1 pseudogene is annotated in these 269 nt (G+C 67.7%); it reads right to left on the reverse strand.

The annotated features are described in order from the left end of the window. Positions 1-14: 14 nt before the first annotated feature. Positions 15-269, reverse strand: a pseudogene (locus ADL01_RS27185) (hypothetical protein); the annotation flags it as partial.

A 269-nucleotide genomic window follows, 5' to 3' on the forward strand; every position in this document is an offset into this window, starting at 1 on the left:
CCCCGCCGGTGATGTCACACCAAGGTGATCAGCAGGGCCGAGACCCAAAGACAGAAGACGTGTTGGGCCTGGTCGACGGAGTATCGGCCCTGCGGGTTCTTCGCGAACTCGCCGCTGCCGGTCAAGACCATCCATGCCTTCACCGGCCACCGGCGGTCCCAAAGAACGTGGCTGACAGCCGAGAACCCGATCCCCGCCACCGCCCCGGCCCAGCCGACCGGAAGGTCGAGCAGGCCCGCCGTCACGGCGAGCATCACGGCCATGACCAG

Source organism: Streptomyces sp. NRRL WC-3618 (assembly GCF_001280005.1).
In the GTDB taxonomy this organism is placed as follows: domain Bacteria; phylum Actinomycetota; class Actinomycetes; order Streptomycetales; family Streptomycetaceae; genus Streptomyces.